Origin of the sequence: Streptomyces sp. NBC_00669, from assembly GCF_036226785.1 — a bacterium.
GTDB lineage: Bacteria > Actinomycetota > Actinomycetes > Streptomycetales > Streptomycetaceae > Actinacidiphila.
This window is the reverse complement of record NZ_CP109018.1, coordinates 4,182,712-4,198,776: the sequence shown is the minus strand read 5'-3', so window position 1 is coordinate 4,198,776 and position 16,065 is coordinate 4,182,712. Positions and strand designations below refer to the sequence as shown.

Here is a 16,065-nt window from a genome sequence, read left to right as displayed (position 1 = left end):
TCCCCGCGCCCGCGGGGATGGGTATCCCAGGCCGGCATGCTGCCGGACGTCACTCCAACTGCCCCCCGCGTCTGCTGGGGATGAGTCTTACGCGTCCGCTCAGGCTGCGTCCGCCTCGGTTTGGCCGAGCTCCAGTGTCAGTTCGGCGAGCGGTGCGAGTGACTCGGGGGCGACGCGGGGAAGGAGGGGGATGGTCGATGCCCAGCTGTCGGTGGTGAGCAGTTTCAGAACGAGCGCACGAGCGGCTGCTTCGTCGTGGGTGCTTCGGTCGCGCCCGGCGTGGGCGAGTGCGAGGTGGAGACGTATCGAGGCGTCTACGGACGCGGGGTCGACGGACAGAGTGACCTCGGCGCCCGCCAGATGAGTGGCGACCGCACCCAGTGCGGACGAGCGCATCTCCGACGTTGTCGCTGCCTCGGCGATCCGCATGGCGTCGTCCAGATCACCTTCCACTGCTTTGAGCAAGGCCATTTCGGCGTAGGGAAGCTGATCACGCGGGAGCGTGGGCACCCACCCGTGCACCGCCTCGGCCACGTCGGCCGTATCGGGTACGCAGTGGAGGCGTTCCAGGAGCGCGAGGAGTACTGCGGACGGCGGGTGCCATTGCTGGCGGGGTCCGCTTACGAAGGCAGAGGCGCGGCCCAGCAGTTCGCGTATATGCGGCCCGGGCCCACGGATGTCCGGGGAAGCGAGTAGCAGTCCGGCCAGTTGGGGGAGAGGGGCGAGCGGGCTGCCGTGAGTCAGTCGGAGCTCCACCGCCTGGGCTATCGGCTCGATGAGTCGGGCGGCTGCCTCGGGGTCTCGATGGGCGAGGCCGGCGGCTACCGCCGTCAGCGACTGGCGGAACTGGGCCTGGCGGGCCCCGGCTCTCATGGCGTCCGCCGGATCAGTACGCGTCGCCATCTCCTCGGCGGCGTCGACTTCCCCGGCGTGGGCCAGGGCTTGGGCGGTGATGCCCCGCAGGACCGGATCGTGCGAATCACCGGCGAGTTGTGCTGCGGCCTGTGCGTAACGGCGTGCCTCGACCTCGTAGCCGCCTTGTGCTGCGCCGATCGAGAGAGCGGCCAAGTGACGGCATTCGTACGTAGCTCGGTGAGCAGCACTGATCAACTGCTCCGCCGACGTGAACTCCCCAACCACACCGAGCCCTTGAAGCAGTGCGGCCGTCCAACGCCTTTCGGATGCGGCTGGCGTTGTCCGTGTGGGCAGGCGACGGAGCGCCTCCTCAAGTCGCTCGCGGCCGAGGAGGAGGTCGCCGTGTTGCACCAGCAGTCGGGCTTGTCGCAGCAGCGCGACGTGTCGCGGTGTTTGGGGATCACGCTCGTGCTGATCGGCCAGAGTTCCCTGGTGACTCTCTTCGGCGCGCGGCTCCAGACCGGGAAGCTTCAGTTCAGCGCGTTCCGCGAGGTCGTCGCCGAGCAGGCCTGAGCGCAGCATCTCCCGATGAGTCGACACCAGTTTCGCGAGCTCGGCGGGCATCTCCAGGAAGGTCGGCATGTCGTTCGCGGCCTGGCTGAGCCGCTCCAGCGTGGTGGACACATCGCGTCGAAGGTGTGCCTGGTCGGTGGGGGAGAGGGCACCAGGGCCGGCCAGAGCCGCGGCCAGCCGGTCCATCGCTCTCCTCGCAAACCGGATCGCCACCGCCCTGCTTCCCTTCAGCGCGGAGACAGCGACGGCGAGTACGTCCACAGCGACCAGTCCGTCAGTCGGGTCCAACTCGTCGCAAATCGCGATGATGCGCCGTCGAGCGTCCTTGCCACGGGACGGCATCCTTCGGGCGATCGTCGCCCAGATGTCCACGGCGGCGGCCTTCGCCCGAGCGTCGCCCGCACCCAGGTCGTCCGCCCGCGCCTCGACCACCTTCACCCACTCCTGGTCATCGTCACCACTCGCCGGCAGCACGCTGGTCGCCGTGACGAGGGTCTCGATGTCGGCCGCGCCGCTGAGGATGACGGCTCGGAGCAGTCCGAACGCGCCAGTGGTCTCGCCCCGTGCGTGCAATTCGCGCGCTGCCACGGCGATCTCCGCATAGACGTCCGCATCCTGGGCCGGGATGGGAAACGTTCGGTCGGCACGGTCCAGCAACGCCACCGCCTCCTGCGCGAGCGCGGCAGCTCCTTCCCCCGGCCCTCTTTCACACACCACCACCGCCGTCCGGGCCAGCGCAGCCGCTTGGACCACCGGGCCCGGCATCATCCGTGCGAGCGCGCGGGCACGGTTGACGTCACCGAGTTCTCCGTACAGCAGCAGTGCGTCGAGCGGGACTTCAAGGGACCGGTCCGTCAAACACGCCCGAGAAGCGGCGAGCCGTACGGCCGTTGCGACTTGTCCGGTGCCAACGTCGCGCCTGTCGGCGCTCGGCAGCTCCGCACCAAGTGCGTCCAACTGCGCGAGTACGACGTCATGACCCGCCGAAGCCGCCAGCAGCCTCTGCCGATGTGGGTCGAGTACGTACTCGCGCCGGCGGTCGGGATCGTCCAGCAGGCGGACGTAGCGCTGGAGCACATACGGCGGCGTCGACTCCGGCCAGTCGGCGGAGCGCCAGCGTTCTGCCCATGCGTGGAACTGTGCCGCGCGGCGCGCGACGCCGGCCGTCCCGAGTGTCTGGCGGACAGATCGCAGGATGTCGGCGTGACTGAGGGCGTACGTTTCCGTCACCGGGTCGTCCAGCACGACGCAGCGACCCTCCGCGCTGTGGATGAGACGCTCGACCTCGCTGACCGGAGCGTCGGCCAGCTCGGCAAGCTCCGCTATGCGCAAGCCCCCGCCCGACACCGCGAGCAACTCCATGACGGCGCTACCCAGGGGATGCGCCCGCAACCGGTCCGCATCGGCCCACGAGCTTGCTCCGATTGCGACGGCACGGGGTGAGGGGCTGAGCGTGCGGTAGTACGCGCGCCGGCGCAGTGGATGGTCGACCGGTAAGTCTCCGGAAGGCGGCCTGCTCCATCGTGTCGACACGATGATCCGCAGATCGGGGCCGGGATGGGCGGGCAGCAGCGCGGCGATGCTTCCGCCGGGTGCGACGCTGTATGCCTCGTCGCCGTCCGCCGCCGCATCGTCCTCGGCCGAGGCCTGGTCGGTCCATGCCGTGTCTTCGTCGAGTCCGTCGACGACGAGCAGCAGTTTCTTCTTGTGGGCTGCGCTATTCGCGGCTGCCCTGTCCAGGAGACGCGCCCAGCCTTTGGCGTCACGGGGCAACTCTTCTTGTAGGGAGTCACGTTGATGGCTGAGGAGGTTGCGAAGCTGCTGTCCCACCACGGCGGTGAAATCGGCGCGGGTGTTCGTGCCGTGGGTAAGGGAGACGAAGAAGCTCAAGACATCGAGGCTGCGCTCCGGCCTCTTCACGTAGTCAGCCAGCAGTGCCGTCTTGCCGACCGGGCGTTCCGACTGCCAGCACAGGTACGACGGTGCGGTTGGACCGGAGGCCCGGATGAAGGTGTGCATCACGGCGCGTTCGTCCTCCCGTCCCACCAGGGCATCTGCAACTCGCAGCTCAGGCAGATGCGTTTGGACAAGACGCATCTTCGGGTTCGGGTCGGGCGATTCATGGCCGTGCCCTCGTCTCCTGCCCTTGTCCTGCTGCTCCGAGCTGTGCCCTCGGCTCTGGGCGCTCTCCCGCTGCGCCGCCCGTAGCACCTTCTCCCAGTCGGCGTCGTCGTAGGCACCATGGTCTCCGTGTGCTTCGGCGGTCTTCCGTAAGTTCTTGATCAGTTCGACGAAGGCAGGCTCAAGCCTCGCTGACGGGGCGGAGTCGCCGTCACGCCACCTCTGGAGGGTGCGCACTGTGAGGAGGCCATCGGGGACAGCCGCGCTGGCGTCGGACAGGCTCAGCTTCGACGCCTCCAACAACTTCGCAGTCATCGCGCCGAGTTGCCTGCGGGCCGTGTCCCCGCCGTCGTCCGACTCCATCACGCGCCTCCGTCTTCTGTAAATGGCAAAGAAAATAGGTCTTGTTCGTTCAGCTGACCTGCGGCTATGTCGACGACCGCCGGGGAGCCGTATGCGCGGCAACATCTGGCCGTCGCAAGCTTCGTCCATCGACCGAGAGGCCCCCGTGGTCTCCGACGGAAGGACTCTCGCTGTGTCCGCGCTCTACGGACTGTTCCACGATGCCGCCGCTTTGACGGCAACTGCCAGTTTTCTCTACGGAGGGATTCTGGCCGCCGTCGCCCTCACCTCGGTACTGGCCCGCACCTCCGAGCGCCGCCGTGACGCCCGCTCGACCCTGGCCATCCTCATGAAGATGCGCCGACCGAAGTAGCGGAACCCAACAGCCGAAGTGGCGCTGTTCGAGCCTCCCCGCGAGAGCGGGGTTGTCGGTCTGCCGTCCCGGATACGTCGGGCGGCAGACTAATGGCGAATCCCGTATCTCGCGCTGCTGCAACTGTTAGCGTTCCCGTCGTACCGCAGCGTCACCGCTTGGCCCGTCGGCTTTACCAGGAAGCGATACCCAGGCTTGCCCGAAGTGCTTATGGACGATCTCGCAGAGCAGCGGCCCCGCTGGGACCCCAGATACCAGCCGTGCATCCCGACGGTCACGCTCGACGGTGCCGTGGCTCATCACTCGCTGTGTGCCCTCCTCGCGGAGGCCGACGCGCTCAGCACCATCAACTGCACGACTCCGGGCGAGACCGTCGCCGTCATCGAGTACCTGATGGCCATCTGCTTCGCGTCGAAGACCTGCCCCTCGTCCGACGAGGAGTGGCGGGCGTGGAACGTCGCCGAGCACAGTCTCAGCGGTGCGTCCGACTGGCTGACCATCCAGCCGGACCAGGAGTGGGACCTGTTCAGTCCCGACGCCCCGCTCGGCCAGAACCGTAATCTCGCACCGGAGATGCCTGAAAGCGGCACCGGGCCAGCCCAGTTGGTGATCGAGCACGTCGGCGACTACAGCCAGCACTTCGACCATCACCACCTCGAACGAGGTGACACCCTGCCCGCCGCCGACGCGTTCCGCGCCATGCTCACGCAGCACGTGTACGCCCCGTACGGTCGTGCACGCATATCCGGCAAGAATCTCGGTGCCACTGTCACGAACCTGGCGGCCGGGCGGCTGTTGGGGCGGATTCGCGTCGTGGCCCTGGGCCGGACCCTGGGCGAGACACTGCGGCTCAACCTCTACCCGTCCGAGGGCACAGGCGAGTCCTTCAACACGTCGTGGACCAGCGGCTCCATCGAACGCCGGACTTTCGCGGTGAAGGCGAAGCCCAGGACACCGGAGAATTCCGCCGACCTACACAGCGCTCTCGGCCGGTCAGTGCTTCTGCACCCTGCTCGCGGAGCGCACGGTCAGGCCATGGTCGACCGTGTACTCATCGGCGCCGGCGAAGTCCTCGAACTCGACCCAGAACGCGATCTCCAGGACGCCGCGTACGTGGACACGACCGCCGGCCGCAAGCCGCTGCGGCCATCCCCCAGCAGAGCGCAGTGGCGAGACGCGCACGCGTTGTACGGCGCGGTGATGGAAGCCCCGACAGGTATGTACGCCCGTCTGCGAGCCTTGCCCCACGAGCGGAAAGGCCCCGGCGCTCCTTACCAGATGTGGGCGGTAGGACTCCTCGCCAACAAGACTCTGCCTGTTGCCTGGACGCAGGGCACCTATCCGTTCGCTCCTGCCCTGACCAGGCACCTGCACCGCGCCTCGTACCGCGGTTCCAAGATTGCCGAGTACATCGCCGACAGCCTCAGACGCGCGGCCGTGATCGCCTCGGAAACGGCGTATCCGGCCATGCGCGCAGCGGACGGCAGCGCGCAGTTGGCCCGCTTCGACGGCCGGTGGGAGTTCTGGCCTGCTGCCTCCGTGCCCTTCTACAGCCTGCTCGACGAGGTGATCGACGCGGGAGCGGTGGACGACGACGATCCGGTCTCGGCCCCTCTGGTCGACTACGCCTGCACCTTGATGAAGGCGGCGCGTGCCCACCTGGCCCACCGTCTCGACTCCCTGCCGCCCAACGACCGGGGAAACCGCGCGCGGGCCCGAGCCCAGCAGCGCTTCGAGGACGACATGAACAGCGACAAGGCGCCCGCCGAACTACGAGGGGAGACCGCACATGACTGAAGACAGCAGCGTCGACGATCCCCTCGCCCCTGGCGTCTTCCCGCACGACAGCGCGGCCCTGACCGCGTGGCTCACCACGCTCGTCCGCAATCGCGAGTACGGCACGCTCGCCGATCTGCGCCGCGCGAAGGAACCGACCAATGCCCACATCCGAGCCGGCTGGTACGGCGGCGACAAGCACCGCGAGATCTTCGAGAAGGTGGCCTTCCTCTTCGCGATCTACCACCAAGGCCGCCCGGTGCCCTCGTACGGCTACGGCAGTCTGGGCGCCGCGGCACGCCGGATCGGAGACGGTACGGGTCGCGGTCCGGACAACCCGGGGGCACAGCGCCTGCTGGACCGGGTGGTCGCCAGCCGCCGCATCCCCTGGCGTCACCTTCAGCACGCGATCACACGTCTCCGGTCGTGTGATCAGGCGCCGCCTTCCTGGGCCCAGCTCACCGAGGACCTGATCCGCTGGAACGACCGGAAGGCACGTATCGCCTACCAGTGGTCGGTCGAGTTTCACACTCCGGTCACGCGGAGTCGGGCAGCACAGACCAAACAGACGACCCGAAAGGACGCGACCACGTGACCGAGGCCCGACGAAGCCAGTTCCTTTCCCTGCACCTGCTGGAGACACTCGTCGCGGTACTGCCGGTAAGGGATGAAAACGGACAACCCAAAAGCCTCGTGTACGGCGGGGCTGAGCGGCACATGATCACCAGCCAAGCGCGCAGGCGCGCCGAGCGGGTCCACGCACGCATCCGCGCCAACGCCGGTCTCGGCGCTCTCGCCCACCGGAGCATGGGTATCAGGACGCGGGAGTGGGCGCTCCTCGCCGGTCAGGCACTGGAGTCCGAGCACGGCTGGGCCAAGGACGAAGCGCTCGTCACTGCGCGGGCGATCATCGAGGCCAGCGGTCTGAAGTTCGGCGACCCGAAGAAGAAGACCGTGGCCAACCTGACGAAGGTCCTGATCTTCGCGCCCGAGGACACGGGCGTGAGAATTGCCGCTCACATCGCCGAACACGCCGACGACCTCAGGGAATGGCGAGAGACTTACCTTCAGGCCCAAGCCCAGGCGGAGGCGGCGAAGAAGTCCCGACGCGGAGCCAAGCCGAAGGAAGACGCACTGCCGCCGGAGGAGCAGGGCCCGACGGAAGCCGCCGCTACGACGCTCCCGCCGCTGCCCAAAGCCACCCGCGACGCCGTCCTCCTCGCGATCGCCCCGCGCGACGCGGTCGACATCGCTCTCTACGGACGTTTCCTCGCCGAGATCGCCGACTCGCCGAACGTCGACGGGGCTGTACAGAGCAGCCACGCCTTCACCGTTCACGAGGCGGAGCAGATCGACGACTTCTACGCGGCGGCCGACGACGCGAAGCTCGACCGCAAGCGGAACGCCCTTAACTTCCTTGACGCCGCGGACGATGCCGGCGCAGGCATGACGGGATACCAGTCGCTCATCTCCGGAACCTTCTACCGGCACGCGGTCCTCGACCGCATCCAGCTCCGCACCAACCTGCGAGCGGCCGGAATGCCGGAGAGCGAGGCGGAGGAAGCCGCCGCGGACGCGGAGAAGGAATTCGTCAACGCCTTCGTGGAAGCATTCCCTGAGGCCAAGAAGAACTCCACCGCTTCCACGGGCTCACTGCCCGCCCTGGTCCTGGCCTTCGAAGGCGAACGCCCCTACAACTACGCGGCCGCCTTCCAACTCCCCGTCGACGAGGCACCCGTGAACGCCGGTGGTGAAGGTCCGGCGGGTCCGGCGGCCGTCCGCAGGCTCCTGCGCCACCACGCCTTCGTCAGCAAGCGCCGGGAGGATCTCCGTACGGCACGAGTCCTCACCTACGACCCTCAGGTCGACGAGGTCCTGAGGGAGCCGCAACTGTCCCTGTCCGCTGAGGTGGTGGAGAAGATCGAGGACCTCACGCCATGACCGAGACGCACGTCCTGCTCATCCGGCTGGCCGGGCCCGTGCAGTCCTGGGGGGTGGCCAGCCGGTTCGCGCGTCGCGACACCCACCCCCGTCCCACCAAGTCAGGTGTGATCGGCCTGTGTGCGGCGGCGCTCGGCCTGGATCGTGACACGCCACTGGGCGAGCTTGCGGCGACGCTGTTCGGCGTCCGCGCGGACCATCCCGGAGTTCCGCTGCGCGACTTCCACACCGTGGGCGGCGGAAAGTATCCGGTCCGGCCGCGCGACCTCGCCACCGACCACCGCCGGGCGGCGGCGATGGAAGCTGCCATGGGCGCCGTGGAGGACATACGTTCCGGCTCCGGCCATTCGACGGTTGAGCCCTTCGGGCGTCAAGCGTTGGAGAGCTGGTACGGGGCTCCCAAGAGGATTGCGGCCGATCCGGTTTCGGGAACCCTGGTGTCGGCGGAGGTTCGCCGCCATCCCATGGTCACCGAACGCTGGTATCTCGCCGACGCCACCTTCCTCGTCGGACTCCAGCACGCCGACCGCACGCTCCTTGAAGGAGTTGCCCACGCTCTGGAGCACCCCAAGCGCCTGCTCTGGCTCGGCCGCAAATCCTGCCCGCCGACTGGGCAGTTGGCTCTTGGCGTCGTATCGGGAGTCTTGAAGGACGTGTTCGAGACGAGGTCCCTTCTTCCCGCCGCCGGCGCGCCGTCCACTCCGTCGGCAGGCACCCGCACCTGGGCCTGGATCGAGAGCCCACAGCCGCTCCCCGGCGTCGGACCCGTCCAGGACCAGCCGGTACGGTTCGACGCGGACGGCCCCGAGCACGGCCTCCGATGGGAGACCCGTCACCGCATCACCATCGCCCCGCACGCCAGCGAATGGGACATCATCCCGTGACCACCACAACCCCCGGCGTCGGTCCCGGAGCGAGGTTCGTCACCACGCACACCTTGCTCACCCTGGACGCGCGGCACCCCTTCGTCACCAAATCCCTGCTCGACGCCCAGGACATGCATCGGACCGTCATGAGCGGCTTCCGGGGCTGGGTCGAAGAGGGCAGCAGCGACGCCCGCTCCCAGATGGGTGTCCTGTCGACGTGGACTGTCGACCTCCGGAAAGCACAGCTCTCCCTGGTCGTGCAGTCCGGCGTTCCCGGTGACTGGAGCCCCATTCCCCGAGCCGCACTTGCCGAGAAACCGCACACACTCACCATCGACCGCACCTTCCGCGTCGGCGAAGAACTCGCCTTCCGCACGGTCGTCAACCCCGTCCACAGCCGGCCCCAGCCCGACAGTTCGCCGTCTGCGAAGGTCCGCGGCACCCGTGTCGCCCACAACCGCCCTGACCACATCAAGACCTGGTTCACCCGCCGCCTCCAACCCCTCGGCGAGCCGGCCGTTGCCCCCGACGGAGTGACCCGCATCGGCGCCGACGTCGACACCGAGCGCCTGGGCCTCCGTGTCCTCCCGAAAATCTCCAGCACCACCGCGCACAAGGGCCTGCGCATCGCCCGCGCCGAAATCAAGGGAACTCTCACCATCACGGATTCCGAGGTGTTCGTCGCAGCCCTCACGCGCGGTATCGGCCACGCCCGCGCCTACAGTTGCGGGCTGATCCTGGTGCGATGAAGGGCCGCCACGGAAGGGACGAACCAGGCCATGGCGGTGCTGGGTGAGAGCGGCGCCGTCGTGGTCTGGGTCGGCGAGAAAGGCGTACGGTTCTACGCCGGCGGCCGGGCGTTGACCCGTTCTTCCGCGCTGGTCGAAGCCCAGGCGGTGGCCTGGGCGAACCAGCGCACCCGGCTGGATGTCGCGCGGGCCATGTACCGGCTGGGCTTTCCCGACGAGGACCCGGCCGGCTGCACGCGGCGCCAACTGCTGGGCCGCGAAGGCGACCGCGTCAAGCGCTGCTACGCGCGGGAGTCGGCTCGTACGGGGGTCCCGTGGCGCGGACGACGCTTTACCCCAGGCGACTTCGGCAGCGGTGACGCACCCAACCAGGCGATCACCGCTGCCGCTCAGTGCATGTACGGCATTGCCCAGACGGTGGTGGCCGCGTTGGGGTGTAGCCCGGGGCTCGGTTTCGTGCACTCGGGCCACGAGCTGTCCTTCGTCCTCGACGTGGCCGACTTCTACAAGACCGACATTGGCATCCCGCTCGCCTTCGAGGTCGCCGCGGAGGGCCCCGAGGACATCGGCCCTCGTACTCGGCGGGCGTTGCGCGACCGGATCAACAGCACCGGGCTGCTCGACCGGTGCGTGCGCGACATCCAGACCCTGCTCGCCCCGGCAGGCGTCGGCACGCGCGGCGACGGTGATCATGTGCCCCTGCTGTCCGACCGCGGCGCCGAGGTGGCGGCCGGCCGCAACTACGGTGACGCCGAAGGTGGTCAGGACGCCACCTCGGATGAGGACGCCATCTCGGCTCAGGACAGCAGCACGCAGGACGCCTTGGCGCGGGACGGTGTGATCTGGTGACGGTCGTTGTCCTCACACACTGCCCCCTCGGGCTGAGAGGCTTCCTCACCCGCTGGCTCCTGGAGATCTCCCCGGGCGTCTTCCTGGGCAACCCCTCCGCCCGCATACGCGACGCGCTGTGGGACGAGGTCCGCCAGTACGCCGGCAACGGCCGTGCGCTGCTCGCCTACGCGGACAACTCCGAGCAGAGATACTCCTTCAAGACCCACGACCACAAATGGCACCCGGTCGACCACGAGGGCCTGACCCTCATCTTCCGTCCGGCCGATCGCCCCTCGGGCCGCCGTGCCCCGGAGCACTCCTCCCCGGCCGTCGGCTGGAGCAAGGCGTCCAAGCGCCGCCGCTTCGGGAACCGGGCGCCGTAGTCCGCGGCCTGCGGGGACGGCCATCGGCCGGCGCTCCGCGTGCCGTACCGACCGGGGTACTGCGGACCCGGAATCTGCGCACCGCCGCTCCGACAGGGGCGCCCCTTCCGCCCGAGGGGTCGCAACCCAACGAGATTGTCCAACTGCTGCAAGAACCATGCGACTGGAACTTCCCCACCTACCTGACGATCAGTACACCCCGAACTGCCGCCCCTGCGTGCGGGATATCCACTCGTTCGCAGCGCAGCGGCAGGCGTGAGCAGCAGCCGGGAGCCACATCCAGCGCGGAGCCCCGATGGGGCACCAGGAATGCCGCAGGGCGTCCGCGTAGCCTGTCACGTGGACAACTGAGTCCGTGTGGTCCCTTTTATCCCGTGTGTGCTTTTCTCTCATCCTTGCTGAAACAAGCGCCGCCCCTTGATAAAACCGCAGCTCACAGAGACCGCTCCCCGCCCCCGCGGGGATGGACCAGACATCGGCGAGCGCCTGGCGGCCGCCGGACACCGCTCCCCGCCCCCGCGGGGATGGACCCGCCAGGACGCGTTCGAGACCGCGGTGAAGACACCGCTCCTCGCGCCCGCGGGGATGGACCCAGGACGTGGAGCGTGGGCTGCACGGGTTGGTGTAATGCCACGCCCGCCAATCTGATGAAGATCGCCGACGCTCTGCATTGCCCGGTCGTGGTCCTGGAACGCAAGCGTGGGTTCAACGCGGCCGACGTCCGTGGTTGACGTCGCTCACGCTGGCGGGGTCCCGATTGGGCGGGTGTGCCGCCGGTTGCTCGGTGGGTGCAGGCCGAGTCCGGCGGGTGCCAGCGGTGCTGCGGGACATCGCGGCTCGGGCCAGCGGGCTCGGTGCGGAGCGTTGGGCCAGGCGGTGGAGGCGCCAGGTGAGGACTTGGGCGGGTGAGCGGGCGTCGGTGAGGGCGCGTTGGTCGGCGGCCAGTTGAAGGAGCCGGCTGGGGTCGTGGCCGGCGGTTTCGGCGTCGGTGAGGGTGGTGGCCAGGCAGGGTCGGACAGGATCTGTTCGGCGTGGGTGGGGATGGTCTGGTGTATGCGCTGGGCGTGGCGATCTGCGGCCGGCTGTGCAGGGGCGCGGTGGGTGAGGGCGGCCAGTGGTGTAGCGGCGGCGACGCTTCGGTGGGCGGCGCCGGCGGCCGCGGCACTGCTGGCGTTGGCGGTCGTGGTGGCGGGCGGAGTGCCAGCGCTGGATGGTGATCACGGCGAGGATCGCGGCGTCCAGGAACATCGCGAGGCCGGTGCCGTCGCTGGTGGCGGGCTGGCGGGCGATGGTGCGGATGGCTCCTCGCAGGGCGCGGGCGTGGTGATGGTCGGCGGCGGTGCGGGTAGCGGCTGGCGCGTTCGAAGGCGAGGGCTGCTTGGCGGAGTTGGGGTCGCAGGTTGGCTGGGGTGTGGAGGGGGAGGGCGTCGAGGGCTTCGGCGAAGGCAGCGATGTGGGCTTGGGAGGCGGAGTCGTCGGTGCCGTCCAGCTGGTGGGGGATACGTTCCGCGGCGGCGATGGCCTGGGTCCACGGGTCGGTTCGACGGATGCCTGGGCCCGCGGCGGTGGTGGGTGCGGCGTCGGTGAGGCGGTCGCGGATCTGGAGGTAGGACAACCCGGGGGCGAGGGTGGAGTTGGAGAACCACATGGGCTCGCCGGCGGCGTTGGCGCGCTTTCGGAGGGCACAGGTCGATTCAGGGGCGAGGCTGCCTGGTACTGCTTCTCGCTGCACATCATCTGATCGTGAACGGCCAGGCGGGGAAGCCAAGGCCGACTGTCAGCATGGCCGCATAGGATCACCGCTTCCTTGAAGTCGATGCGTTGACAGGAGGGCATGGTGAGCTTTGACCTCGCAGTGTGGAGCGAGGAACTCCGCCCATCCCGTGCTGCGGCAGAGCAGACGCTTCGGCGACTGTGCGCGGGCGAGGCTGAGGTCGTCATGCCGGTCGAGGCGGTGCGGGGTTTCCACGCCGCACTGGTAGCCGAGTTCCCGGAGGCCGATGGCATCACGGACGAGGCGTCGCCGTGGTCGGCGGGTCTGGATGTCGGTGACGGCTTCGTTCTGATGCCGGTCCAATGGAGCCGGGCGGGAGAGGTGGCCACCCGGGTTGTCGAACTGGCCGGGGAGCATGGGTTGGTCTGCTTCGACCCGCAGGCCGGCGTTGTGCACCTCCCCCCTTCTCTCCGGGCCGCAGGAGCGTTGGAACTGCAATCATGTGTCGGCCTGCCGGTCAGCGACCCGGACCCGGAGACCGTCGAGCGGGCTGTGCGCAGGCTGTCGGCGGAGAACTGGTTCGTGATCCTTGAAGACCCAGCAGGACGATATGTACAGGTCGGAATAGGCGCTCATGCGGGAGTCGCTGCGGGGGGCCACGCGGTCGAGTTCCGGGATGACTCGTCCGGACGGCACTACCGCTGCGTGCTCCAGGAGCGTGAGCGGGCTTTGAGCGTTTTCGCGGCCTTCACGCGCGATTCGGCGACCCGACCGGATGGGATTGCGTGGGAGAAGCTGACGTTGTGAGCGTTGTCGGAAGCGGTACCAGCCCGCTATGGCACGCCAGTGGCACGCGGCCCCGTAATTGGTCTGGGCAACGACAAAGCCCCAACTCGGTGAGCTGGGGCTTCTTTATGGAGCGGATGACGGGATTTGAACCCGCGCTCTGAGCTTGGGAATCGCGGGGGTCTTGCCGGCGTCTGTGCTGGTCTGGTAGCTCGGTGACCGTCGGGTGCTTCATGACCGCGGGGTGGTGTGTGACTGCGGGTGCCCGCGGCATACCGCTGGAAATGGTGCAGCGGTGGTGCGGTGTGACGCTCGCGCCCTTGCGGTCGTGGAGCCGCTGCGTCGAACCCACGCGTTTACTCGCTTTGCGAGGTGGCCGGGAGCGGTGGGCCATCGCACGACCTACTCTGTGTGGTAGGGAGTTGCCGGTCGCCCCCGCCCATTCGGTGCCCCAAATGTCGCTTTCTCTGCAGTTGGTTCAGGGCAGGTCCACCCTCCCGAAAACCCGCAGGTCAGTAAGCCTGCTCCCCGCACCCGCGGGGATGGACCCGTGGCGAGGACACGCTCGCCGAGGTCGAGCAGCTGCTCCCCGCACCCGCGGGGATGGACCCATCTGCCGGATCAAGGACCTGCCCGACCTCTACTGCTCCCCGCACCCGCGGGGATGGACCCTACAACCAGGGCGAGGGGCAGCCGGCCTCCGGCTGCTCCCCGCACCCGCGGGGATGGACCCGCGTCGCGTACGACCGCGGGGCTGGCGCCGTCCTGCTCCCCGCACCCGCGTGGATGGACCCGTCACGGACATCGCGGTGGTGGCGGCAGCGGCCTGCTCCCCGCACCCGCGGGGATGGACCCACCGAAGTCGGCGAAGGCACTTGGGCGACCGTCTGCTCCCCGCACCCGCGGGGGATGGACCCGGCTCACCTGGCGTGGCACGTGCCCGGAAGACCTGCTCCCCGCACCCGCGGGGATGGACCCGATGTCGCCTTCGAGCACGGCGCGGTGGAGCTGCGGATCAGCCGCGCCGCACCCGAACTCACCACGGGGGCCGAAGGGCGGTGGGCGACCCGAAGTCGCGGGCCGGGAAGCGCGTCGTGGTGCTGCCGGGGTTCCTCGCCGTGGACGTACGGCGGCACCTGGAGTGGTTCGCGGCGAAGGAGCCGGACGGGTTGCTGTTCGTCGGCGAGCGCGGTGCGCCGTTCCGACGCTCGACGTTCGGTCGTAGGTGGCGCAGGGCTCGTGCCGCCGCCGGCTTGCCGCCGAGTTTCGCTTCTACGACCTGCGGCACACCGGCAACACCCTCGCCGCTGACACCGGCGCCAAATTCAAGGACCTCATGGTCCGCGCCGGCCAGTCCTCGCAGAAGGCCCAACTCATCTACCAGCACTCGACGCTGGAGCATCAGCGACGGCTGGCCGAGGACATCGATGCCCATGTCCGTGACCGACGCGCTGGCGGCAAGCAGTCCGGAGGGGATGCCCGGCAAGCGTGATTGGGTGCGTGCCGCCGCACGGCGGTCGTAGCAGGTTCTCCTGCCGAGGTCGCCGTGTTGGCGTGAACCTGGCCGTGCCGATTCGCAGTCCGGCACGATCGGCCGCATGACGTATGTGGTGACGGTGGACGCGGAGGTCCCCGAAGGCGCCCCCGAACTGGACGCGCTACAGCGCGAGGGCGTGATCAACCTGTTGGGCAAATACCTGGACCAGCTCGACGCGATCGAAGGACCGGACGATCTGGAGGTCGACGTCCTCGACCGTGTGATCGCCGTCCATCCCGGTGGTGCGATCGTGAAGGTGTTCGTGGACGCGCCCACGCTGGAAATCGCTGAGGAAGCCGTCCATGCAGTGATGACGGACATCCTTGAACGCACCGAACTGCTTGCGGAGTGGACCATCGCTCGGTGCGAGGTCGAGTTGCATGAAGGTATTGCACAGCAGGGCCTCGACGCAGCGGACGGGCCGGACGCACCGCCCTCCGACCCTGCCGAGCGGGCGCGTCGGCATCGCGAGGCACTGACCGGGCCGGAGTCGGGGAAGCTCGACGAGGCGGAAGTGAAAGCGATGCGCAGCAAGCTGCGCGCCATGGGCACTCAACTGCATGCCTTCCCTCTCGACTCCTTCGGATTCACCGAGGACAAGGAAGACGAGGACGAGGAGGGCTATGGGCCGCTCGTTACCCAGGAGGCAGCCGAGATCGCGGCCGGCACCCTCGTCTACGGCATTCACCTCCTCGTGGACGAGCTGTTCGCCGATCTCGGCCGGCTGGAGAACGACGGGCCGAACGTCGCCGAGAGCGACGAGGTGTTCATGGTCCTCGACGGTCTGCCCGAGCGGTACGTCCTCAAGTACGACGTGCTGTTCGTACGCCGACTGGTCACCACGGCCGTCTGCATGACCGCCCGCCTTACACAGCCGAATTTCGGACCGTTGACCTGTGTCGCCGAGGAGTTGCTCATGCGCCTCCTCCTGACCGAAGCCGAGGTGACAGCCGACCTGTACGGACTCCTCGACGACGACGTACGCCGAGCCCTCGAAATCCTCGCCGATGAGGTCTACGAGGACATGGACCACGAATGGCTTTACCAGCCTGCCGCGGACGGAATCGACGAAGACCCTGCTTTCGCCCACATGGGAATCGCTCCCATGGGCATCAACGACTGGTTCAAGCCCTTCAACGAGGGACGCTTCGTCCACGTCTACGCGGCGGACGACGACAGCGAGGCCGCCACTGAACCGGGGACGGAGGAGTGAGTGTC

General features: G+C 68.5%; 11 protein-coding genes, 1 pseudogene and 1 CRISPR repeat array. Of the genes and pseudogenes, 11 read left to right on the top strand and 1 reads right to left on the bottom strand.

The features are described from left to right. Positions 1-99 precede the first annotated feature (99 nt). Entirely contained in the window at positions 100-3,912 is a 3,813-nt protein-coding gene (locus OG896_RS17315; RefSeq protein WP_329366454.1) for a hypothetical protein, read from the bottom strand. 172 nt (positions 3,913-4,084) lie between these two features. On the opposite strand from OG896_RS17315, the gene OG896_RS17310 reads away from it, so the two are divergent. The 11 genes and pseudogenes from OG896_RS17310 (at position 4,085) to OG896_RS17260 (ending at position 16,060) form a co-directional block, all read left to right on the top strand. Next, a complete protein-coding gene (locus tag OG896_RS17310; protein ID WP_329366452.1) occupies positions 4,085-4,264 on the top strand; it encodes a hypothetical protein in 180 nt (59 codons plus the stop codon). Between the two features lie 210 nt (positions 4,265-4,474). Continuing rightward, positions 4,475-6,061, top strand: a complete 1,587-nt coding sequence (locus tag OG896_RS17305) for a type I-E CRISPR-associated protein Cse1/CasA (RefSeq protein ID WP_329366450.1) — start codon at positions 4,475-4,477, stop codon at positions 6,059-6,061. Beyond that, positions 6,054-6,635, top strand: coding sequence for a type I-E CRISPR-associated protein Cse2/CasB (casB, locus tag OG896_RS17300; protein ID WP_329366449.1), 582 nt, complete (start codon positions 6,054-6,056; stop codon positions 6,633-6,635). The genes OG896_RS17305 and casB overlap by 8 nt, the downstream gene beginning before the upstream one ends. Beyond that, positions 6,632-7,981, top strand: a complete 1,350-nt coding sequence (locus tag OG896_RS17295; protein WP_329366447.1) for a type I-E CRISPR-associated protein Cas7/Cse4/CasC — start codon at positions 6,632-6,634, stop codon at positions 7,979-7,981. Before casB ends, OG896_RS17295 begins: the two co-directional genes overlap by 4 nt. After that, a complete protein-coding gene (cas5e, locus tag OG896_RS17290; RefSeq protein WP_329366445.1) occupies positions 7,978-8,865 on the top strand; it encodes a type I-E CRISPR-associated protein Cas5/CasD in 888 nt (295 codons plus the stop codon). Before OG896_RS17295 ends, cas5e begins: the two co-directional genes overlap by 4 nt. A gap of 53 nt (positions 8,866-8,918) precedes the next feature. Beyond that, positions 8,919-9,596: a type I-E CRISPR-associated protein Cas6/Cse3/CasE gene (gene cas6e, locus OG896_RS17285; RefSeq protein WP_329366443.1), complete on the top strand. Its 678-nt coding sequence runs from the start codon at positions 8,919-8,921 to the stop codon at positions 9,594-9,596. 9 nt (positions 9,597-9,605) lie between these two features. After that, a pseudogene (gene cas1e, locus OG896_RS17280) lies at positions 9,606-10,445 on the top strand (type I-E CRISPR-associated endonuclease Cas1e); the annotation flags it as partial. Then, positions 10,442-10,810, top strand: coding sequence for a type I-E CRISPR-associated endoribonuclease Cas2e (cas2e, locus tag OG896_RS17275; protein WP_329366442.1), 369 nt, complete (start codon positions 10,442-10,444; stop codon positions 10,808-10,810). The pseudogene cas1e and the gene cas2e, both read left to right, overlap by 4 nt. A 1,834-nt stretch (positions 10,811-12,644) precedes the next feature. Next, positions 12,645-13,331 (top strand): hypothetical protein, encoded by a 687-nt coding sequence (locus OG896_RS17270; protein WP_329366440.1) that lies wholly within the window; start codon positions 12,645-12,647, stop codon positions 13,329-13,331. A gap of 500 nt (positions 13,332-13,831) precedes the next feature. Further along, positions 13,832-14,288: direct repeats of the CRISPR family, unit length 29 nt; unit sequence CTGCTCCCCGCACCCGCGGGGATGGACCC. A 247-nt stretch (positions 14,289-14,535) separates the two neighbouring features. Continuing rightward, positions 14,536-14,802 (top strand): hypothetical protein, encoded by a 267-nt coding sequence (locus OG896_RS40420; RefSeq protein WP_443057071.1) that lies wholly within the window; start codon positions 14,536-14,538, stop codon positions 14,800-14,802. A 106-nt stretch (positions 14,803-14,908) separates the two neighbouring features. Continuing rightward, on the top strand, positions 14,909-16,060 hold the full coding sequence (locus OG896_RS17260; RefSeq protein ID WP_329366438.1) for a hypothetical protein: 1,152 nt from the start codon (positions 14,909-14,911) through the stop codon (positions 16,058-16,060). Positions 16,061-16,065: the final 5 nt, after the last annotated feature.

What these genes read in the sequence shown, in the direction of transcription:
- casB (WP_329366449.1), top strand. Translation starts at nt 6,054, where the DNA reads ATGACTGAAGACAGCAGCGTCGACGATCCCCTCGCCCCTGGCGTCTTC.
- OG896_RS17315 (WP_329366454.1), bottom strand. Translation starts at nt 3,912, where the DNA reads ATGGAGTCGGACGACGGCGGGGACACGGCCCGCAGGCAACTCGGCGCG.
- OG896_RS17260 (WP_329366438.1), top strand. Translation starts at nt 14,909, where the DNA reads ATGACGTATGTGGTGACGGTGGACGCGGAGGTCCCCGAAGGCGCCCCC.
- OG896_RS17305 (WP_329366450.1), top strand. Translation starts at nt 4,475, where the DNA reads ATGGACGATCTCGCAGAGCAGCGGCCCCGCTGGGACCCCAGATACCAG.
- cas5e (WP_329366445.1), top strand. Translation starts at nt 7,978, where the DNA reads ATGACCGAGACGCACGTCCTGCTCATCCGGCTGGCCGGGCCCGTGCAG.
- OG896_RS17270 (WP_329366440.1), top strand. Translation starts at nt 12,645, where the DNA reads ATGGTGAGCTTTGACCTCGCAGTGTGGAGCGAGGAACTCCGCCCATCC.